The sequence below is a fragment of the Halomonas korlensis genome (genome assembly GCF_900116705.1).
Classification (GTDB): domain Bacteria; phylum Pseudomonadota; class Gammaproteobacteria; order Pseudomonadales; family Halomonadaceae; genus Halomonas; species Halomonas korlensis.
In genome coordinates this window covers 1-24,233 of the sequence record NZ_FPBP01000010.1, presented here as the reverse complement: position 1 = coordinate 24,233, position 24,233 = coordinate 1, and the positions used below count along the sequence as shown (strand labels likewise).

Here is a 24,233-nt window from a genome sequence, read left to right as displayed (position 1 = left end):
CATGTCCCACACGACTGCGCTTACCCCCGCCATGAAGCTTCAGCGGCGTGCCAAGCTGCGCCGCAATGCCCTTTACCTGGTCCTGATCGCCATCGGCCTGGTCGCACCCTTCGTGGCGTACCCGGTGTTCTTGATGAAGGTGCTGTGCTTCGCGCTGTTTGCCTGCGCCTTCAACCTGCTGCTCGGCTATGCCGGCCTGCTCTCCTTCGGCCATGCCGCCTTCCTGGCCACCGGCGGCTACGTCACCGGCTTTCTGCTCTCGAGCTACCCGGGGCTGACTCCGGAGCTCGGCATCCTGGCCGGGACCCTGGCCGCCGTGGTGCTGGGTGCCCTGTTCGGGGCGCTGGCGATTCGCCGCCAGGGCATCTACTTCGCCATGGTGACCCTGGCGCTGGCGCAGCTGGTCTTCTTCCTGTTCGTGCAGTCGCCCTTCACCGGCGGCGAGGACGGGTTACATGGAGTGCCGCGGGGGGCGCTGTTCGGCCTGATCAGCCTGCGCAGCAACCTGGCGATGTACTACTTCGTGTTCGCCGTCTTCCTGATCGGTTTCGCCATCGTGCAACGCGCCGTGCACTCGCCCTACGGGCAGGTGCTCAAGGCGATCCGCGAGAACGAGCCGCGGGCGGTGTCGCTGGGCTACAACGTCGACGCCTACAAGCTGCTGGCCTTCGTGCTCTCCGCGGGCCTGGCCGGTCTGGCCGGCGCCACCAAGACGCTGGTGTTCCAGCTCGCCTCGCTGACCGACGCCCACTGGCACATGTCCGGCGAGGTGATCCTGATGACCCTGCTGGGCGGGGTGGGCACCCTGTTCGGCCCGGTGGTCGGCGCCGGGGTGGTGGTCAGTCTGCAGACCCAGCTGGCGCAGTCGCCGCTGGGCAACTGGGTCAGCGTGATCCTTGGCACCATCTTCGTGCTCTGCGTGCTGAGCTTTCGCAGCGGCATCGTCGGTGAGATCCAGAAGGTGGTGAAGAAGAACTTCAAATAGGTTTATGGAGATAAAACACTATCGGGCGTCCCGCGGGACGCCCGATAGTGTTTGTGTGATAGCTGGTGTCACAGCACTCCCTTGGCCTTGGCCGTATGAATGGCGATAGTATCCATCAGCGGTGGCGATAGGCAGTCATAGGGCTCCAGACCCAATTCCTTGAGCCTGCCGCGTACCTTGTCCATGTTGTCGGGATTGGCGCCCGACTCGATGATCGAGGAGACGAAGGCAGCGAACTCCGGCGCCGCCCAACCGGTGTCGTCTGAGAGTTCCGTGTGGATGAAGTCCAAGCCGTGGAAGGGGTGGTCGGTATTCTCGATGCGGCCAAACATGTGGACCCCGCACTGCTTGCAGGCATGACGCTGGATAGCAGCCGAGGTATCGACAACTTCCAGTTTGTCCTCGTTGGCGGTGACGCTGAGGCTGTCGCGAGGTACCACGGCGACCATCGAGAATAAACTTCCCTCAGGCTTCCAGCACTTGGTGCAGCCACACACATGGTTATGGGCGGCCTGTGCCTTGACGGTCACCTCGACGGGGTTGTCGACACAGCGGCAATGCAGGGTTCCACCGTTGAAGCTATCACTACCGGCACGCAAGCCGCCATCCACGGCGGGATGGATCTTGATATCGTTCATGGTGGCGGCTTCTCCGGTGGTGGCGGCTGCTGCGGAAGACGTTGGTGCCGTGGGCTCGGGTCGGTCACGGCCCTGCTGAGGCGTTGCCGAGTGTGCCGCCCCCTGGCCACCGAACCAGCGCTTCAAGGTATCCATCAGGCTCATGAGCTTCCGCTCCTCTTGTAGTCTTGTCAGCATGGCGATTACCTGCATTGTTGTGGATCAAGCGATACCTGTCGCTCACGGTGCCTTCATCTTTCGTGGTGAAGAACGAATAAATTATGATTCCGATTCTCGCTACCGGTACAGGGCCGTACGTTAATGCTGCTGCTGTCAGTCTAGGTGAGCGACGGCGCGCCGATTGTTCGGTAGCAGCATTACTACGTTGCTGGTGGGCAACGTTGCTGGGGCGGGAAACATGGCGAGGCGGGCGCGTGGGCCCACCAGCGCATCGCCAGCGCGCCGCGTGCCAACGCCGACGCCAGGCCCTCGAGGTCGGCCGCGGTGAGCGAGTCGAGGGCAGCGCGTTCCTGCTGCCAGGGGGCCAGGCGCCAATCCGGGGGGGGGGCGGAGTCGGACGGTGACCGGCGCAATGCCTGCCAGGCCCGCTCGATGGCCTCGCCCTGGGTTTCCGGCGGCCCCTGCCGCGCAAGCAGGCCACGACGCAGCCGCTCCAGTTGCGGCCCCTCCAGCTGGGCCAACCTCACGGCATCGGCATCGAGAAACGCGAGGATGGCCTGATGCAGCGTCTCGACCGAGGCCTTGGGCGACTGCACGACATAGCCCAGTCTCGGCCAACCCGACGACTCCCGGTAGCGCACCGCCGCGACATAGCCGAGACCGCGCCGCTGGCGCATCTCCCGATGGAAGGCGGCGTCATGGCAGTGTGCCAGCAACTGCAGCAGCCAGCGCATGCGAGGGCCGTCGTCGGCTCCTTCGACCTCCAGCATCACTGCCCGGTCGTCTCCTTGCGGGGCGAGCCAGGTCATTGCCTGGTCATTACCTTGCAGTGCATCGGGAGGCGGAGATGCGCCCCCGGCGCGAGACAGCCGCTCGGCGAAGCCTTTGGCCGTGCACTGTGCCTCCCGAGTTCCCATCTCGCCCCGGGCCCAGCAGAGCAGGGCGGGCATGGCGCCAGACGGACACGGCGGTGGGCGTGTTTCCAGATGACCCAGCATCTGCTGGGCGAGCAGGCCGCTGGATGAGGCGGGGCCTGTCGGCGCCGTCACGGCACTCGAGGCCATCCAGTCGTCTAGGGCCTGGTCCACCAGCGAGGCGAGACCGGCGGGGCTGCCGCGGGCCATCAGCCAGTCACCCCTGGCGTCACTGCCCAGGGTAAGCGCCTGGCCCCTGGCGTCGGCCGCCTGGCGCAGGGCCAGGGTCCGGCGCTGCCAGGCACGCAGGCGCGCGTCATGCCCCGCTGCAGCGGCGGACCACCCCAGGCACCAGCCGGTCTCGCCCTCGAGGGTCGGCCAGTCCAGGCCATCCCACCACAGCGAGAGACGAGCATCCCGGTAGAGCAGCCCGGCTGTCGGCCGATCGTCGGCTTCCTGGCCGGGGGGTCGGCCATCCTGGTTCCGGCGCCGGGGATGGGGGGCAGGTACTTCGGGCAGGGCCAGGGCGGGGGAGGGACAGGAGAGGTCGAGGGGGCGCCAGGGGGTCGCGGTTTCCTCGGTGTGGCGCCAGGCCCCGGTAGGCCTTTCGGCGCCCTTCCGCCACAGCAGCCGGCACTGTTCCGGGGCGAGCCACGCTGACAGGGCGCGGCGTTCCCGGTCCATCGGCGAGGAGGCGCTGATATCGGGGCGAAGGCTCAGTTGTCGGGCCTGCTCCCGGGGCCAGGCATCGAGGTCGACTACGGCACGCGGCGCGGGGGCAATGACGTGACCCCGACATGCCTTCCGAAGGGCTTGCTGACAGGTGGCCACCAGCGGGGCGATATCCGCTGGGGGTTCCACGAGCTCGATTGCCAGGCACAGGGCCGGACCGGTGCCCTCGGGGGGCGTGGAGGCCTCCAGCGCCTGGACCGCATAGGCCTGCTGCAAGGTGGCGGCCAGGGCGCCATCGTTGAGCTGCGAGGCAATCGCCTGCAGCGGGATAGCGCAGGCATCGGCAAGGGTCTCCGGCAGTGGCCACAGCAGTTCCAGGGTGCTGGCAGCGTGCAGGCTCGGTTCATTCGGGAGGTGCCAGGACACCCCGCGTGGCGAGGCCCAGCGCCAGCGATCCGGGGACGGCGTGTCGGTCGTATCGGCGGCCGTCGCCGGGAGCTGGCGGCCATGGCGTTCGAGCAGGCCAAGCTGCTCGTCCGTCGACTGTGGGCCGAGCATCACCAGGGCCATTCTTTCGGCACGGTAGTGGTGGGCATGAAAGGCCTGGAGGCGTGCGACCAAGTCGCGAGGGTTGCTGCCGAGGGTGGCACGGTTCCCGGCGTGGCAGGCCGCGGCCGGATGGCTGGGGTCGAACAGCCGGCCCAGCGCGGCCAGGCGATGCAGCGCCGGGTCGTCCAGGCGGGCCCGGAACTCGGCATCCAGCACCTCCACCTCGTCGACGACAGCGTCGGGGTCGAGGCGGGGGTAACCGAGCAGGTCGACCAGTCGCGCCAGGCCTGCCTCGGCGGCATCTACAGGAAGGTGCAGGTGGACGTCGGTGACCCCTTCCCCGGTGTGGGCATTGTAGCGCCCCCCCAGAGTGCCGACCCAGCGGGCCAGCGTGCTCCTGCCGGGCCAGCGGCCACTGCCCAGGAAAAGCCCGTGTTCCAGCAGGTGAGCCAGGCCCCGGCAGTCGGGCGGGTCATCGAGATACCCCACGCCGGCCGCGCCGACCAACCGTGACTGGCGAGCACGGGGGACCTGTGCCGCCATGATCCACAGGCCATTGGCGAGACGCCGTGAGGCCACCCGGCTGTCGGGTGGCAGACCGACGGAAGCCAGGGCGGACTCAGCCTTGCCCATCGCCCTGCTCCAGGAAGAAGTGCATCTCGGCCGCTATCAGGCGGCAGCGATTGTGCGGCTGGCGGATGCCGTGCCCTTCGTCCTCGAACAGCATGACGCGGGCCGGGACGCCGCGGCGACGCAGTGCCTCGGCCATGGCTAGCGTCTGTTCCGGCACCACCACGCTATCGCGTTTGCCCTGGAAGAAGATGACGGGCGTGGTGAAGGCATCGAGCCGATTGATCGGGCTGCGGGCCCGCTGGGTGTGCGTATCCCCGAGCAGCCAGTCGAGGTAGCCGGACTCGAAACGGTGGGTCCGGGTGGCCAGGTGTGGGGCATCGGTGACGCCGTAGAGGCTGGCGCCGGCCCGGAAGAGAGTGGAAGTCGCAAGCAGGTTGAGTACGGTGAAGCCGCCGGCACTCTGGCCCCGCACGAACAGCCGGGCGGGGTCGGCCAGACCACGGGCGACCAGGGACGTCGTCAGTGCGATCACATCCTCGACGTCGATGCGGCCCCACTCGCCGGCCAGGCGCTCGCGGTAGGCCCGTCCGGCATTGGCGCTGCCGCGGGGGTTGATGTCGGCCACGGCAAAGCCGTGCGCCGTCCAGTAGTGGACCAGCGGATCGAACACCGGGTAGCAGGCCGAGGTGGGGCCGCCATGCACGCGAACGATCAGCGGCGGTGGCCGGGCCGAGGAAGCGCTGGGGTTATAGACGAAGGCCGGGACATGTTCGCCGTCGGCCACGGGGGCACGCAGCGTCTGTGGCAAGGGGGGATGCGCGGGGGTGGGCAGGCCGAGGAGTGTCTCCTCAGCACGGGTCGTCAGGTTTACGCGTGACAGACGTGCCGCGTGCCGTGCCCCCTGGGTAATGGCGTACAGCCAGCCATCGGCATGCGCCAGGCCCGCCAGCCGGCTGGCGTCGCGTAGCACTCGGGCGTATTCACGACCCTGGTCATCGGTGAGCAGTATCCGGGCTGCCCCCTCCTCGAAGGCCATCAGCACGCCCTGGTCGACGGCGGGCCACAGGTGCTGGCACTCCCCGAGCTGCCAGGGAGTCGAGGCGTGGTCGGCCTGCCGCGTGCCGAGCCGCTGGATCTCCAGCGACTCGGCAGGACCGGTCACCCGATACGGCTGCCACCAGCCCCCGTGGTCGCTGAGCACGATGAGCTCATTGGCCGCGGTGAAGCGGGGTTGAGTGATGGCGGCGCCGGCTTCCCAGTGGGTCAGCTCATGCAGTTTGCCCTGGACGTCCAGCCTTGCCTGGCGCAGACGCGAGCGCTGCCAGGGCATATCCCCGAGGTCCCATCCGACCCAGGCGAGCCGGGTACCGCAGGGGGAGAGTGCCGGCGCGCCATAGAAGTCGGCGCCGGTATCCAGTACCTGGCGGCGCTTTCCATCCAGGGCGACCAGGCGTTGGCGGGCATCGCGGCCCTGGCCGCTTTCCTCCACGGCGAGCAACCGTTGGCGTTGCGGGTCGGGCGTGAGTCCGCCATAACGGCTGTCGTGCCGCGACCACCAGGGGCGGGCCTCACCGCCGCTCAACGGCTGTCGGTGAAGGGTCTGACTGTCAGCTTCCACGAAGATGGCGTGCTCATCGAGGCAGGCCAGGGCACCACCCCCGTAGCCGTTGACGCGACTGGCGATATCCATGGGCTCAGGGCTCAGTGCTTGCGGCCTGCCATCCTCGAGCCGGTCATGCCACTGCCACAGCCGACGACTTCCCGTTTCGGGATCGGCAGTCAGCCAGAGGACGCCCCGGGGGGTGGCACGCAGGTCGGCCAGGCCATCGGCGGGCAGCGCCGCCCGGCGCAGCAGGGCGTCATGCGGCTCGCCGGCCGGAGAAGCCTTCATGACCGGCAGAACACCCTCGATTCGTGAGCATTGCGTGGCGTCAGCTCCCCTGCCGAGCGGGTGTCGCGCTCCGCCTCGCGGCGGGCGGCCTCAACCAGATGGTGGTCCGGTGAGAGATCGCACACCGGGTCGGTGGCGGCGGGATCGCCGGTGAGCAGGTAGGCCTGGCAGCGACAGCCGCCCACATCCCGGTGGCGCTCGTCACAGCTGCGGCAGGGCTCCAACATCCAGGCATCGCCGCGATAGCGGTTGAAGGCCTCGCTCTGGTACCAGATCTCGCGCAGCGGGCGCTCGCGCACCGTGGGGAAGCGCATCGGCAGCATGCGCGCGCTGTGACAGGGCAGCACGGCGCCGTCCGGCGCCACGGTCATGAAGATCGACCCCCAGCCGCCCATGCAGGCCTTGGGGCGGTCATTGTAGTAGTCGGGCACCACGAACAGCAGCCGCATGTCGCGGTCGCGTTCGGCGAGGCGCTCGCGCCAGCGTGCGGTGGTGGCCTCGGCAACCTCGAGCTGCTCGCGGCTCGGCAGCAACCCCTCGCGATTGAGCTGGGCCCAGCCGTACATCTGGCAGTTGGCGAGTTCCACGGCGTCGGCGCCGAGTTCGTCGCACAGGGCGATGATCTGATCGAGCTGGTCGATGTTGTGGCGGTGCAGGACCACGTTGAGCACCATGGGGTAACCTGCAGCCTTGACGGCCCGCGCCATGGCCAGCTTCTTGCCGTAGGCCTTGCGCGAGCCGGCCACCGCCGCGGCGACATCAGGGTCGGAGGCCTGCAGGCTGATCTGGATGTGGTCGAGCCCTGCCTCGCGCAGCGCCTCGATGCGCGACTCGTCGAGTCCCAGGCCGGAGGTGATCAGGTTGCTGTAGAAACCCAGTCGACGGGCCTCGGCCACCAGGGTCTCGAGGTCCCGGCGAACCAGTGGCTCGCCACCCGAAAAGCCTAGTTGTACGGCCCCCATGGCACGCGCCTGGGTCAGGGTGTCGATCCACTCCGCGGTATCGAGCTCCTCCTTGACCGCGGCGAAGTCCAGTGGATTGGAGCAGTAGGAACACTGCAGCGGGCAGCGATAGGTCAGCTCGGCGAGCAGCCACAGCGGGGCGCCGGTCTGGCCGTTGGTGGTTACGGTGTCGGTGCGGTCAGTCATGATGGATCCACCCTTGTTGCGCGGCGTCGACCATGAACTCGTGGACGTCCTCGGCGATGGCCGCGGGGGGAGCGTCAGGGAACTGCACCTGCAGGGTCGCGATCACCGCGTCCACGTCCCGTTGCCCATCGAGCTGGGCGAGGATGGCGCCGGCGGTGTCGTTGAGCTGCACCATGCCCTCGGGATAGAGCAGCACGTGACGCTGCTGGGTCTCTTCCCACTGCAGGCGCCAGCCGGGCCGCAGGCGGCAGACGCTGCGACCGTCGATGGAGGCTTCGCTCATGACAGCCCCCGGTGATAGACGCGCCGGTCGGTGACGCTATGGTAGGGCGCCCGGTCGAGTTGGTAGGCGAGGGTCATGGCGTCGAGCATCGACCAGAGCACGTCGAGCTTGAACTGCAGAATGTCCAGGGCGCGTTGCTGGGCGGCAGCGGTGGTGCAGACCGCCAGCGCTACTTCCAGGCCATGCTCGACATCACGGCGCGCTTCCTTCAAGCGCTTGCGGAAGTAGCCATAGCCTGCCACGTTGATCCAGGGATAGTGGGTCGGCCAGGTATCCAGGCGACTCTTGTGAGCCGCCGGGGCGAATAACTCGGTAAGCGAGGAGATCGCCGCCTCCCGCCAGTCGGCACGACGCACGAAGTTGACATAGGCGTCCACGGCGAAGCGCACGCCGGGGAGCACGTGCTCTTGGGACCAGAGCTCGTCGCGGCTCAACCCTACCGCCTCGCCCAGGGTCAGCCAGGCCTCGATGCCGCCGCCATCCTCGCCATGCCCGTCGTGGTCGAGCAGCCGCTGGATCCAGCGACGGCGGGTGGCGGCGTCGGGACAGTTGGCGAGCAGGGCGGCATCCTTCTGGGGAATGTTGATCTGGTAATAGAAGCGGTTGGCGACCCAGCCACGCAGCTGCGCGGGGGTAGCACGCCCCTCGGCCATGTCCACCTGATAGGGGTGGTGGATATGGTAGTAGGCCCCCTTGGCCATCAGGGCCTCTCGGAAGGCCTCGGGGCTCAGGGCATCCCCCTGCGAACTCGCCAGCGGCGAGGCGATACTTGTCATGTGTGGCTCCTCTGTCGTTGTGGCTGGGCGTGCCATGACTGCTTCAGGGATGACAGCAAGCGCAACGCCAGTCCCTGACGTGAGACGCGGCTGGTTCACACGGGTTCACACGTCCAGCCGCAAGCCATCGAAGGCGACCTCGACTCCCTGATGGATCAGGGTGGCACGTTCCTGCGACCCTTCGTCGAGGATCGGGTTGGTGTTGTTGATATGGATCAGTACCCGACGGGTGGTGGCCGGCAGGGCAGCGAGTTCGGCCAGCAGACCCTGCTCGCCGGACAGCGCCAGGTGACCCATGTCGCGGCCGGTGGCCTGTCCGACACCGGCACGCAGCAGCTCGTCGTCACGCCACAGGGTGCCATCGACCAGCACGCAGTCGGCCCGGCGCAGGAAGCCGCGTACCCGATCGTCAAGCTCGCCGAGCCCGGGCGCATAGAAGAGAGTGGTGCCGCGGCGGCGATCCTCGATCAGCAGGCCGATATTGTCGCCTGGGGTCGGGGCGCCACGACGCGGGGAGTAGGGCGGTGCGTTGCTGGTCAGCGACAGGGCGGTAAAGGTCAGGCCCGGGCACGCTGGCACCTCGAAGGTGGCCTCCAGATGCTCGCCGTCGACCGCGATGGGATGCCAGACCAGGCCACCCTGCCAGTGCTTGAGCATGGTGAAAAGCGGAAAGCCACTGCTCAAGTCCTGGTGCACGTTGGGTGTGCACCAGACGTCCAGGGGGCAACCCTCGCGCAACGACAGCAACCCCGTGGCGTGATCGATCTGGCCGTCCACCAGCAGGGCTCCCGCGATACCGCTGTCCCTTGGCACACGCCTGGGATGCAACTCGGGATTGCTGGCCAGTTGGCTGCGGATGTCCGGCGAGGCATTGCACAGCAGCCAGCGCTCGCCGTCGCTGCTGATGGCGATCGATGACTGAGTGCGCGGTCTGGCCTCGATGCTGCCCTGTCGAACACCATGGCACAGCGTGCAGTTACAGTTCCATTGCGGAAAACCACCCCCCGCCGCCGCACCGAGCACCAGTACCTGCATGGATAATTTCCTGTCCCTGAGCCTGTCCCCAAACGACAGGGCTGACGTCCCTTGCTAGGGACGTCAGCCCAAGTTGTTCCACCGCGTTGAGCGTAGCGTCAGCGATTGGAAATATACAGGGTTACTTCGAAGCCAAGCCGTAAGTCGGTATAAGCGGGTTTGGTCCACATGGGACACCTCCGTGAGATAGATGGATGTTGTAGAGCTTCCACATCTCAGTAAAGCACAGAACAGCAGCGCCACCTTGCTACTAAAGTCATGCGTCTGGGGCTTGGACGCAAACTATCGACGGTCGGCACCGTGCCAGGCGTGGCCCCATGCGGCTGGCCTGGACATATGACAGGATTGTTGCTGCAGGGAAAAACTCTTTTGACTGCATGCAGGTGCTGAATTCTTCCTAGTCAACGCTAGTGGTATCCACAAATGTGCTAGACATTCATATGTCACTGCCTGAAACAGAACCCATAACCACAATCACAACGAGATGTGCCGCTACCCAGGGCACATCTTGCAGTGCAACGGAGACAACGCCATGCTTCGCTACCCAGGTCTCGTGATGACGGCTGCCGGATTGATGGCCGCATCCTTGGCGCATGCCAACCAGAATCAACTCGACCTCCAGCAAAATCCCGACTTCTGGGCCACTCAGCTGGGCAATTACCAAGGTAATCGCTACAGCCAACTGGACCAGATCAACCGCGACAACGTCCAGGACCTGCGTGCCCAGTGGCAGTTTTCCACCGGCGTACTGCGGGGACATGAAGGCGGGCCGCTATATGTCGGTGATGGACGGCTCTACATCCATACCCCCTTCCCCAACAAGGTTTTTGCCCTGGATCTCGAGGACGAGGGACGCATCGTCTGGAGCTACGAGCCGGACCAGGACTCGCGGGTCATCCCGGTCTATTGCTGCGACACGGTCAACCGCGGCCTGGCCTATGCCGACGGTAAGCTTTTCCTCAATCAGGGTGACAATACCGTCATCGCGCTGGATGCCGAGTCGGGCGAACTGCTCTGGGAAGCCGAGAACGGCGACCACACCGAGGGCGAGACCATGACCATGTCGCCGCTGGTGGTGCACGACAAGGTCATCGTGGGCAACAGCGGTGGCGAGTTCGGCGTCCGCGGCCACCTGACCGCCTATAACGTCGAGACTGGCGAGATGGAGTGGCGCGGTTACTCCCAGGGCTCCGACGATGAGGTGCTGCTGGACCCTGAGACCACTACCATGCTCGGCGAGCCGATCGGCGAGGCCGACCTGGGAATCTCCACTTGGCCGGAAGGCGAGTGGGAACGCGGTGGCGGCGCCCCTTGGGGCTGGGTCACCTATGACCCGGAGCTCGACCTGATCTATTACGGGACCGGCAACCCCGGCACCTGGAACCCGGAACAGCGCACCATCGATGGTGAGCCCGCCGACAACAAGTGGGCGATCACTGTCTTCGCCCGCGATCCCAATACCGGTGAAACCAAGTGGGTCTATCAGAAGGTCCCCTTCGATGAGTGGGACTATGACGGCGTCAACGAAAACCAGTTGATTGATGTCGAGTTTGAGGGCGAGCAGCGCAAGGGGCTGGCGATCATCGACCGTACCGGCTTCGGTTTCCTGATGGACCGCGAGAGCGGCGAACTGCTGGTTGCCGAGAAGTTTGCCCCGGAGACCAACTGGGCGGACAGCTATGACCTTGAAACAGGGCGTCCCAACGTCAGCGAGGAGTTCAGCACCTTCCGGCAGGGGGTCGATGTTAATACCACCAACATCTGTCCCACCGCCATGGGCGCCAAGAACATGCAGCCGAGTGCCTACTCGCCCGAGACCGGGCTGCTCTATGCCGGCATCAATCGCATCTGCATGAACTACGAACCCTTCGAGACCGAATATGTCGCCGGCCAACCCTATGTAGGGGCGACCTTGACCATGATGCCCGCACCGACTCAGGAAGGCGACATGGAAGGTCGCATGGGTAGTTTCATCGCCTGGGATCCGGTCGCTGGCGAGACCGTCTGGGAAATCGATGAGCGTTTCGCCGTGTGGAGTGGGGCCTTGGCCACGGCCGGTGATCTGGCCTTCTACGGCACCCTGGAGGGTTACATGAAGGCGGTGGACATCGAGTCCGGCGAGGAACTGTGGCGCTTCAAGACGCCGTCCGGGATCATCGGCAACATCAATACCTTCCAGCACGAAGGCAAGCAGTACATCGGTGTCTTGTCCGGGGTCGGGGGCTGGGCCGGTATCGGCCTCGCGGCAGGACTAGAAGACCCCGAAGAGGGGCTGGGGGCTGTGAGTGCCTTCTCCGCCCTTAAGGACTATACCGAACTAGGCGGAATACTGACCGTATTTGCCCTGCCGGATGCCTGATCGTTCGATCAGATACCATCGATGGCACGAGGCTGGAGGCCTCGTGCCATTTGATGCTCCAGTTATCGCATTCCCAACTACAAAATGGTAATTGCCATCGGAGCTTCTTTCGAGGCTTACTGCTGTATTAGCGACGTAACGTACAACATCATAACGCTCGAGGAGATCGCATGATCTTGACCAGGACCCCGCGGCAGCTCGGTGTCGACGTCCTAGGCACCCTAGGAATCATGTTTCTCATGGCCACTGGTGTCACGGCCCAGGCCGCTGGCAACGAGGTAGAAAAAGCTTCGTCACAGCCGGTGGCCGGCCCCGGTGACTATACCGTCATCAACGGCAAGGTCGATCAAGGCACCTACGATGGCTACATTGCCTATACCCGTTCCTGCATGGCCTGCCATGGTCCGGATGGGCTGGGGTCTTCCTTTGCCCCGAGCCTGATCCAGGCCGCCGAGCGGCGCAGCTTCGGAGATTTTTCCCACACCGTTGCCAGTGGTCTGGAAATCCAGCCCGGCAGGGTTATGCCCTCCTTCGCCGACGATGAGTATGTTCTGAACAATATCGAGAACATCTACAGCTATATGAAGGCACGCGGTGCCGGAGACCTCGGCCGGGGTCGCCCCAAAGTGATCGAGGAGGAAGTGGCAGCGAACAAGAATAATGGAGAACAAGATTGAAGTGGCCGGTGCTACTGGCTTTTTAGACAAGACAACCGTGGTCCAGTGGCGGTCGATCATGGAAGACGATGGGGAAGGAGGGGGCGAATGCGTATCGATGCGGGGCGGAAGGGGCAGGCCATGGTGGGCTTGCTGGCTTGCCTGGCCATGTTCGCAGGTGATGTACGGGCCGACCTGCCCGAACTGACGCAACGCGATCGGCTGCGGGTCTGTGCCGATGGTAACAACCTGCCCTTCACCAACGAAGCGGGTGAAGGGTTCGAGAACCGCATCGCCGAGCTGCTGGCTGATGATCTAGGCCTTCCCCTGGAGTATGTCTGGGCCCCCCAGGTGATGGGCTTCGTGCGCAACACTCTGGAGCTGCGCCTCTGTGACGTGATGATCGGCGTCGCTGCCGGTTATGGCTTCGTGCAGAACACTAATGACTACTATCGCTCCATCTATTCGCTGGCGGTGCCCGCGGACACCGATCTGGACGTGTCTTCGCTGGATGATGAGGCCCTGAAGGGCCGACGCATCGGCGTCGTTTCCGAGACCCCACCGCTGGTGCCGTTGCGTCGAGTCGGCGCCCGAGTGGAGGGGTACGCGCTGCAGACCGATACCCGGGCGAGGACGCCGGCCAGAGAAGCCATCGAGGACGTGGCGGCCGGCAGAACCGACGGTGCGGTACTCTGGGGCCCGATCGCCGGCTACTACGCGGCGCGCCAGACGCCGCCATTGAAAGTGGTCCCGCTGGTCGACGATAGCACCGATGCTCGCCTGGATTACCGCATCACCATGGGCGTACGGCAGGGAGAACCGTACTGGAAAGACACCCTCAATGACTTCATCGATCGGCGTCAGGACGAGATCAATGCCATTCTTGTCGACTATGACGTTCCGCTTCTCGACCGGCACGGTCAGCTGATCCAACCCTTTGCCGCCTCGGGAGGCCGGGATGAAAAGTGACAAGCGGGTCACGGGCTTGGCGCTGGGCCTGACGATGATAATTCTGGGTCTCGGGGTGCCGGATGCCCGCGCGCAGCGAGCGGCCACCGGGCCGCCGGATTGGCCCTGTGTGCAACGCCTGATCCCCGAGCTGGCCTGGGGCACCATCTGGACCGGACCGTCCCCCGAGGCACTGGAGCGTTCCTGGTGGGAGGACGAGGAGGTCGGTCGCGTGGTGCGCTTCGCGACCGCTCGCGAGACACCGCGTGAAGAGGCCCTCCAACGCGTTCACGATTTCGTCGCGCAGGTGGCAGGCCAGCCGGAGGCCGATCGCGAAGAGCGCCTGACGCTGCTGTTTGCCGGCCTGTTCGAGCGCATCGATCGTGAACGCAGTCGCATCATCGAACGCATCCGCAGTGCATCGCGGGGTCAGGTCAAGCGGCTGGATCGACTCACGGTACTGGTCGATGAACTCGAGGTCCTGCGCGCCTCGAGCGAGGCCAGCGGCGCCGACATCGAGGAGCTACGAAAGGAGCTGCACTGGGAACAGCGAACCTTCCAGAAGCGCCAGCAGCTCCTGCCGGTAATGTGCGAGAAACCCTCCCTGCTCGAGGAGGAGCTGAGCCGGATGGTGAGAGTGATCCGGTCCGAGCTTTAGTAGGTAGAAATTAGTAAGTAGAAGAAAGCCCAGCAGGTTCAAACCATAAAGAATAAGGACACCGCGTGCAGGCATTCGATGACGGGACAACAAGGCTTGGGACCAGGCGAGGAACAGCAGGATGGCTATTGTTGGGGCTGACCATGGTGACCTTGGGGCTGCCCGGCATGGTTGGTGCTCAGGAAGGCGACCAACAGGCTGAGACCCTCACCGTGGGGTACCTGGGGTTGGAACCTGACGACGAGTTGGAGCCCTTGTCGGTGCTCGACCCGGTCCTCGACGACGAAGGGCGGCAGGGGGCACGCCTGGCGATCAACGACAACAATGCTACCGGCCAGTTTCTGGGTCAGCGGTTCGAGCTGGCCGAGGCGATCGTACCCCGCGACGGCGAGATACTTGAAGGCCTGGACGAGCTGATCGAGCAGGGCGCCGACTGGATACTCAGTGACTTGCCCCGGGAGGCTCTGGAAGAGGTGCTGGGCGCGTCGGCCCTGGGCGATCGCGTGGTCTTCAATGTCTCGGCCCGCGACAATGCGCTGCGCAGCGATGCCTGTCACGCCAATCTTTTCCATACCACCCCCAGCCGCCGCATGCTGGCCGATGCGCTGGCCCAGTTCCTGGCCTATAAACAGTGGGATCGCTGGGCCCTGGTTCATGGCAATACCGACGAGGATCGATTGCTGGCCGAGGCCTTTCGTGAGTCGGCCGAGCGTTTCGGCCACGACATCGTTGGCGAGAAGATGTGGCCCCATGATCCCATGGCAAGACGTGCCGAGGGGGGATTTCATGCCATACAGCGCGAGATTCCGGTCTTCGTGCAGGATATCGATGAGCATGACGTACTGGTCATCGCCGATGAGAACGACTATTTCGGCGAGTACTTTCCCTATCAGGGCTGGCTGCCCCGGCCGGTGGTCGGTACCCAGGGCCTGATCGCCACCGCCTGGCACCGTGCCCACGAGTCCTGGGGGGCTGTGCAGTTGCAGCGGCGCTTCGAGGATCAGGCCGGGCGCTCGATGACGCCGATCGACTTCGCGGCCTGGCTGGCCGTGCGCTCGCTGGGGGAAGCTGCGGCAAGGACCGGCTCGGTGGCACGCGGCGAAGTCCTCGACTACATGCTCAGCGAGGAGTTCGAACTGGCCGGTTACCTGGGACTGCCGGTGAGTTATCGCACCTGGAACCATCAACTGCGCCAACCGATCCTGGTGACCGGGCCGCGCATGGTGGCCTCCGTGTCTCCTCAGGAGGGCTATCTGCATCCGCGCTCCCCCATGGACTCATTAGGGGCTGACGAGGGGGAATCGACATGCCGTTTCTGATCAGATCATTCGCATCACGGGCGCAACGCCTTGGTCGCACGGCGCTGGGGCCTGCTCTCATGGGGCCTTTCCTAGGGGCAGCGCTGGTGCTGTTGCCAGCTCTTGCCTTGGCCGAACGTGTCTTCGTCTCCAACGAGAAGGACAACACTGTATCGGTGATCGACGGCGAGACCCTGGAGGTGGTCGAGACCATCAAGGTCGGGCGCCGGCCGCGTGCCATGGCCTTCAGCAGCGATGGCAGCCAACTGTTCGTGGCGGTGGGCGATGACGAGGCCATCGACATGATCGATCTCGAATCACTGGAGGTCGTAAGCAGCCTGTCCTCTGGCGAGGATCCGGAGGTGATCCGGGTCGACCCCAATCGCTCCTACGTCTATGTCTCCAACGAGGACGACAACATCGTCTCGGTACTGGATTATGAGCAGCGCAGGCTGGTGACGGAGATTCCCGTGGGCGTCGAGCCCGAGGGAGTGGGAATAAGCCCCGATGGGAAATGGCTGATCGCGACCACCGAAACCTCCAACATGGCGCATATCGTCGATCTGGAGGCGATGGAGGCGGTCCATCATCGGCTAATGGGCGCGCGACCCCGGCATGCCGAGTTTACGGCCGATGGCTCGGAGGCCTGGGTCTCCGCGGAGGTCGGGGCCACGGTGTCGATCCTCGATATGCAGGAGACGTTCGATGTCGCCCACACGATCCGCTTCGATGTGCCGGGGGTGCCCCGGGAGACCGTGCAGGCGGTGGGTGTGGCACTGACCTCGGACGGGCGCTATGGCTTCGTCGCCCTGGGTCCCTCCAACCGGGTTGCGGTGATCGACCAGCAGAGCTATGAGGTGCTCGACTACCTGCTGGTGGGGCAGCGTGTCTGGCACCTGGCCCTCAATGCTGACGAGAGTCGCCTCTATACCACCAACGGGGTGAGTGGCGACGTCACCGTGATCGATGTCGACGACCTCGAGGCGATCCGCTCGATACCCGTGGGCCGCTTCCCTTGGGGGGTGGTCGTCGAGCCGTGACCCAGGCGATGGCTACGACAGGCGTCCTAGAGCAAGGCGAGCGGGACGAACCGCCGGGTGACGAGCCTGCCCTGAGCGTGCGGGATCTCGGGTTCAGCTACAGTGGCCAGCCGGTGCTGGAGTCGCTGTCCTTTGTCCTTCGGGCGGGGGAGTTCGCGGTGCTGCTTGGCCCCAACGGGGCCGGCAAGACCACGCTGTTCTCCCTGATCACCCGGCTCTACGCCTATCGCCAGGGCGGGATATGCATTGGCGGCCATGACCTGAATCGCCATTCGGTCCAGGCTCATGCTCGGATGGGGGTGGTATTCCAGCAGCCCACCCTGGATCTGGACCTCACCGTCAGGCAGAACCTGACCTACCATGCCGCCTTGCACGGCATGGCGCCGGCCGAGGCGAGGCGACGTGCCTCGCTGCAGCTTGCTCGGGTGGGGTTGCAGGACAGCCTGCGGCAGCGCGTTCGCCACTTGTCCGGAGGCCAACGTCGGCGCATCGAGATCGCCCGGGGCCTGCTGCATGATCCGCAGCTGTTGCTGCTGGATGAACCCACGGTGGGTCTCGACATCGCATCACGACGCGCTCTGGTGGACCATGTCCACCAACTGTGTCGTGAGCAGGGCGTGGCCGTGCTGTGGGCCACTCACCTGATCGACGAGGTCCATCCTGACGATCGGGTGATCGTGCTGCATCGTGGCCAGATTCGCGCCGATGGTAGCGTTACCGAGGTAGTATCACATGCTGGCAGTGCCTCGATCGGCGAGGCCTTCGATCGACTGACCCAGGGGGCCGCCCGATGAACCTGGCGCGCTACGGGCACTGCCTTCGTGGGGTGGTCAGTCGTGAACTGCTGCGCTTCGTGCACCAGCGTTCGCGTTTCGTGGCCGCACTGGTCAGGCCGCTGGTGTGGTTGTTCGTATTTGCCGCCGGTTTCCGCATGGCGCTAGGTGTGGCCATGACCGAGCCCTATCAGACCTACGTCCTCTATGAGGTCTATATCGTCCCGGGGCTGGTCGGCATGATTCAGCTCTTCAACGGCATGCAGAGTTCGCTGTCGATGGTCTACGATCGCGAGATGGGAAGCATGCGTGTCCTGCTGGTCAGCCCCTTCCCGCGCTGGTATCTGCTGGTCAGCAAGCTGCTGGCCGGCACTCTGGTATCGATCGTGCAGGTCTATGTGTTCCTGGCCATCGCCTATCTCTATGGGGTGCAGGCGCCGCTGGCGGGCTATGTGCTGGTGTTGCCGGCGCTGGTGGTGACTGGCTTTATGGTCGGGGCCCTAGGCATGCTGCTGTCGAGCTTTGTGCGTCAGCTGGAGAACTTCGCCGGCATTATGAATTTCGTGATCTTCCCAATGTTCTTCCTTTCCTCGGCTCTCTACCCCCTCTGGCGGATCCGCGAGGGCAGCTATCTGGTCTACCAGCTCGCCGCCTTCAACCCCTTCACCTATGCCGTGGAAATGATCCGTTTCGCGATGTACGAACGCTTCCATGCCGAGGCCGTCTCGATCTCCCTGGTAACGACGGTCGTGCTGCTGGGGTTGGCGATTCTCGCCTATAATCCAGCGCGGGGCATGATGGCGCGCAAGGGAGGCAGCGGCGAGTAAGTGGCGAGTAAGTGGCGAGCAACTAAGGCGCTCCGACATGCCGTAAATAAATGATCAGCGCCTGTCGAGCGTCCTCCGGCAGCCCCCAGAACACCATGCGTGTGCCCGGCAGGTAGGCATCCGGGTCAGTCAGGAAGTGGTCGAGGGTCTCGGGGGTCCACACAAGCTGTGCTTCCTGCAGGGCTGCGGAGTACCCGAAGTCCGCGACCTCACCGGCGCGGCGCCCGACCACGCCATGCAGGCTGGGGCCAGCGATGTGCCTGTCGGGTGTCAGCGAGTGACAGCCCCGGCACTGGTTGCGGAAGACCCGCTCGCCCTGGGCCAGTACGGCATCGTCTGCCAGCACCGCAGGCGGGGCACAAAGCATCATCAGCGCGGCGCCGAGGGAAGGTATCAGCCTGGCGGCAATCGGGATATGCCGGATCATGTCGCTCAGAAACAGCGCAGGTCGGCTTCGGCCTGCACGCTGCGGAAGTGGTTCAAATCCTCTTGCATGCTGCGTTCCGTGCGGAACAACATGCCCAACTCGCCGGGTTGATCCTGCATGCCCATCACGGTCCTCGTGGCTTCGAAGTCCTCATGGGGCATGAGCTCGGCAATCACGTCGATGCTGCATGAGCACTTCTGCATCACCAGATAATCCTGGCCATTGGCTGCCATGCAGCCGAGAACGTAGTCGACGCGGGTTTCGGTGGGGTAGTCATTGGCCAGGGTCAGGGGGGCTGCAAGAAGCGTCACCGCGAACAACGCCATGGCGACAATCGGTGCAGCACCCGTGCGGAAATTGGCGTTATTCATCTAATACCTCGCACGTGATGGTGGTTGAATGCCGAGTATGGCATGCCTTCAAGCTATGGTACTTTGCGGCATTTTGCCAACGCGGCGGATGCCTCGGGAACTTCCTGCCGGGCTCATCGACGCACGGGCAGCAGTTCACCGATATGCTCGATCAGATAACCGATAAACTGATGTACCTTGGGAGAGCGGTGGCGATGGCGTGGGTAGACGGCCCATACCGCGGTATCGTCGTGACGGTAGGCATCGAGCACCGAGACCAGCTCACCGCTGGCCAGGTAGGGGTCCACATAGTAGTCGGGCAACTGAGCCAGTCCCAGGCCCTTCAGGGCGGCATCGAGCAGGGCCGGTCCCGAGTTACCCTCCCAGGGACCCTCGACCCTCACTTCGCGGCGCACTCCGTCGACATCGAATCGCCAGAGGTCGCGTGAGCCCACCAGGCAACGGTGGCGGGAGAGCTCCGACAAGGTATGGGGCTGAGGCATCCGGGTAAAATACTCCGGGGAACCGACCACGTACTCGTGGCGTTCGCAGATACGCCGGGCAATCAATGTCGAGTCCCTGAGCGTGCCCATGCGGATGGCGATGTCGTATCCTTCGTCGATGATATCTACCTGGCGATTGGTGAAGTGCAGGCGGATCTCGAGTTGCGGATGCTGGCAGAGGAAATCATTGATCAATGGCGCGATGAAGCGCTCACCGAAGGTGGTTGCCGAGGTCAATCTGAGCACGCCCTTAGGTTGGGCCTGTAGGTCGTTGATCGCCGCCTCGGCCTCGCGAAAGCCGTCGAACAAGTGATGGCAGTGCTCGTAATAGAGGGCGCCGGTGTCGGTGAGGCGAATCTGCCGGGTGGTCCGATAGAGCAGAGTCGTCCCCAGTTGGTTTTCCAATTGGCTGACCAGGCGGCTGACATGGGAGTTCGAGACCTTGAGGTGTCGAGCCGCGGCCGCGAAGGTGCCCAGGCGTACCACTTCTACGAAGGCTTCGATCCTGTCCCAGCGTTGCATCGTAGCCTCTCCTGCGCGGACTGTTGCTCTATGACAACAATATCATGTGTTTGATGCAGTTTCTCTCAAGGCGTCGAATTGCCTAGACTGACAGCAGGATCAACACACCGAACGAGGAAGAAACCATGAAGTCACGTGCCGCCGTTGCCCTGGAAGCGGGCAAGCCGTTGGAACTGGTCGAAATCGACGTCGAGGGTCCCAAGGCTGGTGAAGTGATGGTGAAAATCGCTGCCACGAGTGTTTGCCATACCGATGCCTTTACCCTCTCTGGTGCCGACCCGGAAGGCAATTTTCCGGCGGTGCTGGGCCACGAGGGGGCCGGCGTCGTGCAAGAGGTAGGCGAGGGCGTCACCAGCGTAAAGCCTGGCGACCACGTCATCCCGCTTTATACCGCCGAGTGCGGCCAGTGCAAGTTCTGCCTCTCGGGCAAGACCAACCTGTGCGGTGCGGTGCGCGCCACCCAGGGCAAGGGCGTGATGCCGGATGGCACCTCACGCTTCTCGCTGGATGGCAAGATGCTGCACCACTACATGGGCACCTCTACCTTCAGCGAGTACACGGTGCTGCCCGAGGTCTCGCTGGCCGTGGTCTCCAAAGCGGCGCCGATGGACAAGATCTGCCTGCTGGGCTGCGGCGTAACCACCGGCATTGGCGCGGTGATGAACACCGCCAAGGTCGAACCGGGCGCGACCGTCGCCGTCTTTGGCCTGGGCGCCATCGGCCTGGCGGTGATCCAGGGCGCGGTAATGGCCAAGGCCTCGCGGATCATCGCCATTGACGTCAACCCGGAGAAGTTCAAGCTGGCCGAACAGTTTGGCGCCACCGATTTCGTCAACCCCAAGGACTACAGTGACCCCATCCAGCAGGTGATCGTCGATCTCACCGATGGCGGCGTCGACTATTCTTTCGAGTGCATCGGCAACGTCAACGTCATGCGCTCGGCGCTGGAGTGCTGCCACAAGGGCTGGGGCGAGTCGGTGATCATTGGCGTGGCCGGGGCTGGCGAGGAGATCTCTACACGGCCCTTCCAACTGGTCACTGGGCGTGTCTGGAAAGGCTCGGCGTTCGGGGGCGTCAAGGGTCGCACCGAGCTGCCGGGCTATGTGGATCAGTACATGAATGGCGAGATCAACATCGACGACTTCATCACTCAAGATATGCCTTTCGAGCAAATCAACGAAGCCTTTGAATTGCTGCACCGTGGCGAAAGCATCCGCACCGTGCTTCATTATTGAGCCACCGATCAGGAGTTTAACCTCATGACCATGACCGAACACCTCGAGCTGGTCTCGGCCAACAAGAGCTTCGGTGGCTGGCATAAACGCTATCGCCACCGCTCACGGGCGCTGGACTGTGAGATGACATTTTCCATCTACCTGCCCCCCCAGGCCGAGAATGAACGCGTACCCCTGCTGTGGTGGCTTTCGGGGTTAACCTGCACCGACGAGAACTTCATGCAAAAGGCCGGCGCCCATCGCGTCGCCGCCGAGCTCGGTATCGCTATCGTCTGCCCGGACACCAGCCCGCGCGGCACCGACCTGCCGGGCGAGCATGACAGCTTCGACTTCGGCAGCGGCGCTGGTTTCTACGTCAACGCCACGCAGCTGCCTTGGAAGAAGCACTACCGCATGTATGACTACGTGGCCGAGGAGTTGCCCTCGGTGGTGCGGCAGCACTTTCCCGTCAATGGCCGGGAATCGATCAGCGGCCATTCCATGGGTGGCCATGGGGCTCTGGTCATGGCGCTGCGGCGTCCCGGGCATTACCGCTCGGTATCGGCGTTCGCGCCGGTCGTCAACCCGTCCGAGTGCCCCTGGGGACAGAAGGCCTTCAGTGGCTACCTGGGCGAAGATCGTGGCAAGTGGACCCAGTATGATACCTGCGAGCTGGTGGCTCGAGGCGCCTCGAGCCAGCCGCTGTTCATCGACCAGGGCGAAGCCGACGACTTCCTCGAGGAACAGCTCAAGCCCGAGCGACTTGAAGCGGTATGCGCCAAGCACGATCATCCGCTGACTCTGCGTCGTCAGCCGGGTTACGATCACAGCTACTTCTTCATCGCCTCGTTCATTGAGGAGCATCTGCGTTATCACGCGAAGCGGCTCAAGGGTTGAACCCCTTTCGCCCGTCAGCGCGCCACGGGTCGGTGACGCGCTCGCTGTGGTGGCAGCGCGGGCTGCGCATCCTGGTCATGACCGGTATCGGCTTCGTGGCGCTTTCCTTGTTGCTGGTGCTGCTGTTTCGCGTGGTGCCGGTATTCGGCTCCATGGTCATGCTCGAACGCAAGGTCCAGTCCTGGGTTGCGCAGGAGCCGATCCGCATCAAACACCGCTGGCGACGCTGGGACGCACTCTCCGATAACGCCAAGCTGGCGGTGATTGCCACCGAGGATCAGCGTTTTCCCAACCACTTCGGGTTCGACCTCGATCAGATGCGTCGTGCTCTGGAGGCCAGCCGCAACGGTAACCGCCTGCGTGGCGCCAGCACCATCACCCAGCAGACCGCCAAGAATCTCTTCCTGTGGACCGGGCGAAGCTGGGTGCGCAAGGGGCTGGAGGCTTGGTTCACCGTGCTGATCGAAGTGTTCTGGCCCAAGAAGCGGATTCTTGAGGTCTATCTCAATATCGTCGAGTGGGACAACGGCGTGTTCGGCCTGGACGCCGCCGCCAGACATTATTTCGGCGTCACCGCCGATGGGCTCAGCCAGGTCCAGGCCAGTCGCCTGGCGGCCATCCTGCCCAACCCTCGCCACTGGAGCGCCTCCCAGCCCAGCGCCCATATCGATCGGCGTAGCGCCTGGATCCGCCAGCAGATGGCCAACCTCGGTGGGGCGAGTTACCTGGAAAGACTGCGCTAGGCGAGCCAGGCTGAAGGCCAGGCAGACGAGCGTTCCGCCCCGACAACATGACGAGCCCGCCATGACAGAATCGACCGCCAACCCCCAGCGCCGTTTCCGCGGCAGGCCGCGTGGCCGCGAGCTGCCCCCCGTCGCCCTGGCCGCGCTGCGCCAATGGCTCGGCGACGAGCGTGTCGAGCCCGCGCTGCGCCACCGCGACCGGTTGATCGAGCACCTGCACGTGATCCAGGACGCCCACGGCCACCTGTCGCTGGTCAACCTGCGGGCGCTTTCCGCTTACATGAATCTGCCGATGGCCGCGGTCTACGAGACCGCGACCTTCTACGCCCACTTCGACGTGGTCCACGACGACCAGGCGCCGCCGCCGGCGGTGACGGTGCGGGTCTGCGACTCGCTGTCCTGCCAGCTGGCCGGTGCGGCGACGCTGCAGGCCGAGCTCGAGGCCGGCGTCGACCCGGCCGCGGTGCGCGTGGTGCGCGCGCCCTGCATGGGCCGCTGCGAGACCGCGCCGGTGGCCGAGGTGGGCCACCACCACGTGCTCTACGCCACCCGCGAGGGCGTCGAGGCGGTGGTCGACACCGGCCACTACCATCCCGAGGCGATCGTCTGGCAGCGTCTTGCCGAGTACCGCGAGGCCGGCGGCTACCGGCTGCTCGCCAACTGCCGCGAGGGACGCGTCAGCGTCGAGGCGCTGATGAATGAGCTCGAACAGGCCAACCTGCGCGGTCTCGGCGGGGCCGGCTTTCCCACCTTCAAGAAATGGCACTTCGTGCGCCAGGAGCCCGGGCCGCGCTACTGCGCGATCAACGCCGACGAGGGCGAGCCCGGCACCTTCAAGGACCGCGTCTATCTCGAACGCGCGCCGCACCGCTTTCTCGAGGGCGCGCTGGTCAGCGCCTGGGCGGTGGAGGCCGAGGCGCTGTATATCTACCTGCGCGACGAGTACCCCGGGCTGCACCGGGTGCTGCACGCGGCGATCGCCGAGCTCGAGGCCGAAGGCCTGGTCGCGCCGGGCTATATCGTGTTGCGCCGCGGGGCCGGCGCCTACATCTGCGGCGAGGAATCGGCGATGATCGAGTCGCTGGAGGGCAAGCCCGGCAAGCCGCGCCATCGCCCGCCGTTCGTCGCCCAGGTGGGGCTGTTCGGCCGCCCGACGCTGGTCAACAACGTCGAGACGGTGTATTGGATCCCGCGGATCTGGGAGAAGGGCGCCGCCTGGTTTGCCGGCCACGGCCGCCACGGCCGCTCGGGGCTCAGGAGCTTTTCGCTCTCGGGTCGCGTCAAGCGCCCCGGGGTGCACCTGGCGCCCGCCGGCATCACGCTCAACGAGCTGGTCGAGGAGTATGGCGGCGGCATGGCCGAGGGCCACGCGCTGGCCGGCTACCTGCCGGGCGG

Annotated in this window: 24 protein-coding genes; 13 read left to right on the top strand and 11 right to left on the bottom strand. The window is 64.8% G+C overall.

Going from position 1 to position 24,233, the window contains the following annotated elements; genetic code table 11:
• Position 1 precedes the first annotated feature (1 nt).
• Complete coding sequence (locus BM341_RS13395) at positions 2 to 985, top strand: branched-chain amino acid ABC transporter permease (protein WP_425431999.1); 984 nt, start codon at positions 2 to 4, stop codon at positions 983 to 985.
• A gap of 68 nt (positions 986 to 1,053) precedes the next feature.
• On the opposite strand, the gene gfa is transcribed toward BM341_RS13395, so the two are convergent.
• The 8 genes from gfa to pqqA all read right to left on the bottom strand — a co-directional run bounded on the left by gfa (position 1,054) and on the right by pqqA (position 9,793).
• Positions 1,054 to 1,767 (bottom strand): S-(hydroxymethyl)glutathione synthase, encoded by a 714-nt coding sequence (gene gfa / locus BM341_RS13390; RefSeq protein ID WP_245784274.1) that lies wholly within the window; start codon positions 1,765 to 1,767, stop codon positions 1,054 to 1,056.
• Positions 1,768 to 1,982: 215 nt separating this feature from the next.
• The gene (locus BM341_RS13385) at positions 1,983 to 4,550 is read right to left on the bottom strand and encodes an insulinase family protein (protein WP_089796579.1); all 2,568 of its coding nucleotides are present in this window, start codon (positions 4,548 to 4,550) and stop codon (positions 1,983 to 1,985) included.
• Entirely contained in the window at positions 4,537 to 6,381 is a 1,845-nt protein-coding gene (locus BM341_RS13380) for an alpha/beta hydrolase family protein (RefSeq protein ID WP_089796578.1), read from the bottom strand. The genes BM341_RS13385 and BM341_RS13380 overlap by 14 nt, the downstream gene beginning before the upstream one ends.
• Positions 6,378 to 7,529 carry a pyrroloquinoline quinone biosynthesis protein PqqE gene (pqqE, locus tag BM341_RS13375; RefSeq protein ID WP_089796577.1) on the bottom strand — a complete coding sequence of 384 codons (1,152 nt, stop codon included), beginning with the start codon at positions 7,527 to 7,529 and terminating at the stop codon, positions 6,378 to 6,380. Before pqqE ends, BM341_RS13380 begins: the two co-directional genes overlap by 4 nt.
• Positions 7,522 to 7,812: a pyrroloquinoline quinone biosynthesis peptide chaperone PqqD gene (gene pqqD, locus BM341_RS13370; protein WP_089796576.1), complete on the bottom strand. Its 291-nt coding sequence runs from the start codon at positions 7,810 to 7,812 to the stop codon at positions 7,522 to 7,524. The genes pqqE and pqqD overlap by 8 nt, the downstream gene beginning before the upstream one ends.
• Positions 7,809 to 8,588: a pyrroloquinoline-quinone synthase PqqC gene (gene pqqC, locus BM341_RS13365; protein ID WP_089796575.1), complete on the bottom strand. Its 780-nt coding sequence runs from the start codon at positions 8,586 to 8,588 to the stop codon at positions 7,809 to 7,811. Before pqqC ends, pqqD begins: the two co-directional genes overlap by 4 nt.
• 105 nt (positions 8,589 to 8,693) lie before the next feature.
• Entirely contained in the window at positions 8,694 to 9,623 is a 930-nt protein-coding gene (pqqB, locus tag BM341_RS13360; RefSeq protein WP_089796574.1) for a pyrroloquinoline quinone biosynthesis protein PqqB, read from the bottom strand.
• Positions 9,624 to 9,721: 98 nt separating this feature from the next.
• On the bottom strand, positions 9,722 to 9,793 hold the full coding sequence (gene pqqA / locus BM341_RS13355) for a pyrroloquinoline quinone precursor peptide PqqA (RefSeq protein ID WP_081786101.1): 72 nt from the start codon (positions 9,791 to 9,793) through the stop codon (positions 9,722 to 9,724).
• A 362-nt stretch (positions 9,794 to 10,155) separates the two neighbouring features.
• On the opposite strand from pqqA, the gene BM341_RS13350 reads away from it, so the two are divergent.
• The 8 genes from BM341_RS13350 (at position 10,156) to BM341_RS13315 (ending at position 18,182) form a co-directional block, all read left to right on the top strand.
• Positions 10,156 to 11,982 (top strand): methanol/ethanol family PQQ-dependent dehydrogenase, encoded by a 1,827-nt coding sequence (locus tag BM341_RS13350; protein WP_089796573.1) that lies wholly within the window; start codon positions 10,156 to 10,158, stop codon positions 11,980 to 11,982.
• Positions 11,983 to 12,152: 170 nt separating this feature from the next.
• Entirely contained in the window at positions 12,153 to 12,659 is a 507-nt protein-coding gene (locus tag BM341_RS13345) for a c-type cytochrome (RefSeq protein ID WP_089796572.1), read from the top strand.
• An 87-nt stretch (positions 12,660 to 12,746) separates the two neighbouring features.
• Positions 12,747 to 13,607: a substrate-binding domain-containing protein gene (locus BM341_RS13340; protein ID WP_089796571.1), complete on the top strand. Its 861-nt coding sequence runs from the start codon at positions 12,747 to 12,749 to the stop codon at positions 13,605 to 13,607.
• Positions 13,597 to 14,244, top strand: a complete 648-nt coding sequence (locus BM341_RS13335; protein WP_089796570.1) for a carboxymuconolactone decarboxylase family protein — start codon at positions 13,597 to 13,599, stop codon at positions 14,242 to 14,244. Before BM341_RS13340 ends, BM341_RS13335 begins: the two co-directional genes overlap by 11 nt.
• A 131-nt stretch (positions 14,245 to 14,375) precedes the next feature.
• The gene (locus tag BM341_RS13330; RefSeq protein WP_245784273.1) at positions 14,376 to 15,563 is read left to right on the top strand and encodes an ABC transporter substrate-binding protein; all 1,188 of its coding nucleotides are present in this window, start codon (positions 14,376 to 14,378) and stop codon (positions 15,561 to 15,563) included.
• 59 nt (positions 15,564 to 15,622) lie between these two features.
• A complete protein-coding gene (locus tag BM341_RS13325) occupies positions 15,623 to 16,582 on the top strand; it encodes a PQQ-dependent catabolism-associated beta-propeller protein (RefSeq protein ID WP_089796569.1) in 960 nt (319 codons plus the stop codon).
• 8 nt (positions 16,583 to 16,590) lie between these two features.
• On the top strand, positions 16,591 to 17,376 hold the full coding sequence (locus BM341_RS13320) for an ATP-binding cassette domain-containing protein (protein ID WP_089796568.1): 786 nt from the start codon (positions 16,591 to 16,593) through the stop codon (positions 17,374 to 17,376).
• A complete protein-coding gene (locus BM341_RS13315) occupies positions 17,373 to 18,182 on the top strand; it encodes an ABC transporter permease (RefSeq protein WP_089796567.1) in 810 nt (269 codons plus the stop codon). The genes BM341_RS13320 and BM341_RS13315 overlap by 4 nt, the downstream gene beginning before the upstream one ends.
• A gap of 22 nt (positions 18,183 to 18,204) precedes the next feature.
• On the opposite strand, the gene BM341_RS13310 is transcribed toward BM341_RS13315, so the two are convergent.
• The 3 genes from BM341_RS13310 to BM341_RS13300 all read right to left on the bottom strand — a co-directional run bounded on the left by BM341_RS13310 (position 18,205) and on the right by BM341_RS13300 (position 19,984).
• The gene (locus BM341_RS13310; protein ID WP_089796566.1) at positions 18,205 to 18,609 is read right to left on the bottom strand and encodes a c-type cytochrome; all 405 of its coding nucleotides are present in this window, start codon (positions 18,607 to 18,609) and stop codon (positions 18,205 to 18,207) included.
• A gap of 5 nt (positions 18,610 to 18,614) precedes the next feature.
• Entirely contained in the window at positions 18,615 to 18,980 is a 366-nt protein-coding gene (locus BM341_RS13305) for a hypothetical protein (RefSeq protein ID WP_089796565.1), read from the bottom strand.
• Positions 18,981 to 19,093: 113 nt separating this feature from the next.
• Complete coding sequence (locus BM341_RS13300; RefSeq protein ID WP_089796564.1) at positions 19,094 to 19,984, bottom strand: LysR family transcriptional regulator; 891 nt, start codon at positions 19,982 to 19,984, stop codon at positions 19,094 to 19,096.
• Between the two features lie 125 nt (positions 19,985 to 20,109).
• Between BM341_RS13300 and BM341_RS13295 the strand changes: the two genes are divergently transcribed.
• From BM341_RS13295 to BM341_RS13280, 4 genes are all read left to right on the top strand, one after another.
• Positions 20,110 to 21,219 (top strand): S-(hydroxymethyl)glutathione dehydrogenase/class III alcohol dehydrogenase, encoded by a 1,110-nt coding sequence (locus BM341_RS13295; protein ID WP_089796563.1) that lies wholly within the window; start codon positions 20,110 to 20,112, stop codon positions 21,217 to 21,219.
• 24 nt (positions 21,220 to 21,243) lie between these two features.
• Positions 21,244 to 22,095 (top strand): S-formylglutathione hydrolase, encoded by an 852-nt coding sequence (gene fghA, locus BM341_RS13290; RefSeq protein WP_089796562.1) that lies wholly within the window; start codon positions 21,244 to 21,246, stop codon positions 22,093 to 22,095.
• Positions 22,096 to 22,172: 77 nt separating this feature from the next.
• Positions 22,173 to 22,838 carry a monofunctional biosynthetic peptidoglycan transglycosylase gene (mtgA, locus tag BM341_RS13285; protein WP_217646243.1) on the top strand — a complete coding sequence of 222 codons (666 nt, stop codon included), beginning with the start codon at positions 22,173 to 22,175 and terminating at the stop codon, positions 22,836 to 22,838.
• 61 nt (positions 22,839 to 22,899) lie between these two features.
• A partial coding sequence (locus BM341_RS13280) for an NAD(P)H-dependent oxidoreductase subunit E (RefSeq protein ID WP_089796561.1) occupies positions 22,900 to 24,233 on the top strand: 1,334 nt, incomplete at its 3' end.

Excerpts from the sequence above, each read along its gene's own strand:
- BM341_RS13325 (WP_089796569.1), top strand. The coding sequence starts at position 15,623 with ATGGGGCCTTTCCTAGGGGCAGCGCTGGTGCTGTTGCCAGCTCTTGCC.
- BM341_RS13385 (WP_089796579.1), bottom strand. The coding sequence starts at position 4,550 with ATGGGCAAGGCTGAGTCCGCCCTGGCTTCCGTCGGTCTGCCACCCGAC.
- BM341_RS13310 (WP_089796566.1), bottom strand. The coding sequence starts at position 18,609 with ATGATCCGGCATATCCCGATTGCCGCCAGGCTGATACCTTCCCTCGGC.
- BM341_RS13350 (WP_089796573.1), top strand. The coding sequence starts at position 10,156 with ATGCTTCGCTACCCAGGTCTCGTGATGACGGCTGCCGGATTGATGGCC.
- BM341_RS13300 (WP_089796564.1), bottom strand. The coding sequence starts at position 19,984 with ATGCAACGCTGGGACAGGATCGAAGCCTTCGTAGAAGTGGTACGCCTG.
- BM341_RS13295 (WP_089796563.1), top strand. The coding sequence starts at position 20,110 with ATGAAGTCACGTGCCGCCGTTGCCCTGGAAGCGGGCAAGCCGTTGGAA.
- mtgA (WP_217646243.1), top strand. The coding sequence starts at position 22,173 with ATGACCGGTATCGGCTTCGTGGCGCTTTCCTTGTTGCTGGTGCTGCTG.
- pqqE (WP_089796577.1), bottom strand. The coding sequence starts at position 7,529 with ATGACTGACCGCACCGACACCGTAACCACCAACGGCCAGACCGGCGCC.
- pqqD (WP_089796576.1), bottom strand. The coding sequence starts at position 7,812 with ATGAGCGAAGCCTCCATCGACGGTCGCAGCGTCTGCCGCCTGCGGCCC.
- BM341_RS13395 (WP_425431999.1), top strand. The coding sequence starts at position 2 with ATGTCCCACACGACTGCGCTTACCCCCGCCATGAAGCTTCAGCGGCGT.
- pqqB (WP_089796574.1), bottom strand. The coding sequence starts at position 9,623 with ATGCAGGTACTGGTGCTCGGTGCGGCGGCGGGGGGTGGTTTTCCGCAA.
- fghA (WP_089796562.1), top strand. The coding sequence starts at position 21,244 with ATGACCATGACCGAACACCTCGAGCTGGTCTCGGCCAACAAGAGCTTC.
- pqqC (WP_089796575.1), bottom strand. The coding sequence starts at position 8,588 with ATGACAAGTATCGCCTCGCCGCTGGCGAGTTCGCAGGGGGATGCCCTG.
- BM341_RS13315 (WP_089796567.1), top strand. The coding sequence starts at position 17,373 with ATGAACCTGGCGCGCTACGGGCACTGCCTTCGTGGGGTGGTCAGTCGT.
- BM341_RS13380 (WP_089796578.1), bottom strand. The coding sequence starts at position 6,381 with ATGAAGGCTTCTCCGGCCGGCGAGCCGCATGACGCCCTGCTGCGCCGG.
- gfa (WP_245784274.1), bottom strand. The coding sequence starts at position 1,767 with ATGAGCCTGATGGATACCTTGAAGCGCTGGTTCGGTGGCCAGGGGGCG.
- BM341_RS13305 (WP_089796565.1), bottom strand. The coding sequence starts at position 18,980 with ATGAATAACGCCAATTTCCGCACGGGTGCTGCACCGATTGTCGCCATG.
- BM341_RS13320 (WP_089796568.1), top strand. The coding sequence starts at position 16,591 with ATGGCTACGACAGGCGTCCTAGAGCAAGGCGAGCGGGACGAACCGCCG.
- BM341_RS13340 (WP_089796571.1), top strand. The coding sequence starts at position 12,747 with ATGCGTATCGATGCGGGGCGGAAGGGGCAGGCCATGGTGGGCTTGCTG.
- BM341_RS13345 (WP_089796572.1), top strand. The coding sequence starts at position 12,153 with ATGATCTTGACCAGGACCCCGCGGCAGCTCGGTGTCGACGTCCTAGGC.
- BM341_RS13335 (WP_089796570.1), top strand. The coding sequence starts at position 13,597 with ATGAAAAGTGACAAGCGGGTCACGGGCTTGGCGCTGGGCCTGACGATG.